This is a genomic window from Bradyrhizobium genomosp. I (2014) (genome assembly GCF_000261685.1).
In the GTDB taxonomy this organism is placed as follows: Bacteria; Pseudomonadota; Alphaproteobacteria; order Rhizobiales; family Xanthobacteraceae; genus Bradyrhizobium.
Genome location: NZ_AJQE01000499.1, coordinates 1 through 771, shown reverse-complemented (window position 1 = coordinate 771; position 771 = coordinate 1). Strand labels below are relative to the sequence as shown.

The 771-nt window shown below is 56.9% G+C and carries 1 pseudogene; it reads right to left on the bottom strand.

Annotated elements, in window-relative coordinates:
• Positions 1-641: pseudogene (locus tag IC50_RS38250) on the bottom strand (Ulp1 family isopeptidase); the annotation flags it as partial.
• Positions 642-771 lie beyond the last annotated feature (130 nt).

Genomic DNA, 771 nt, shown 5'->3' with positions numbered 1-771 from the left:
TTGTTGTCACGCAGGTAGTCGCTGAAACTGCGAAGAGCAGTTGCATCCTTCCTGCTTGCATCCTTCTTGCCGGTATCTGTCGCTGCTTCGTTTTTGTACTCTTCGATGAGAGCCGCGTCCTGGGGATAAGGATGCAACTCAGTGCGGCCTGCGATCCGCACGACTCCGCCCGTCGACTGCGAGGTTCGGAGATGAACTATCGCCGCAAGAAGCCTTAAGGGATTACCCTTTCCGATGAACTCGCGCGCATCAGCGGTCAGTGACTTTTCGTCGTCGAGCCGAGCAGCAATGGGATCTTTGTTATTTGCGAAGAGCCACTGGCCAAAGCTGCGAAGAGAATATAGATTATTTCGTGCGGTGCCTTTGGCGGCCCCGCCCTTGATGAGGGCCTTCTCAAGCCCCAAAATAAGGGGAGCATCCTGGGAATAAAGGGGGCTTTTGCTGAGCCTTCTCAGAATCCCTTTTGACTGAGCCGGCTGCGGCGTCGAGGCGGCCGGCATTGCTCCTTCACCTGAACTGCCGATCTCGCTCAATTGCCGCTCAAAGGTCGCCGCGGCTGCGGACGGAGCCGCGGGTGAGCTCTCTTGCGGGCCCGTGCTGTCCGATTGTTCACGCACCCGCTTGGTCGAGGGGAAATCCATCCGTTCTCACTTTCAAAATATGAACCAGGGCTTCGATCTGGCATGCTGGCGATCAGCAACAAACCACCCTTTACAGCCCTCGATAGACCCGCACCGGGAGCATCTGCGGATTTCACGGATCGTGAGCATC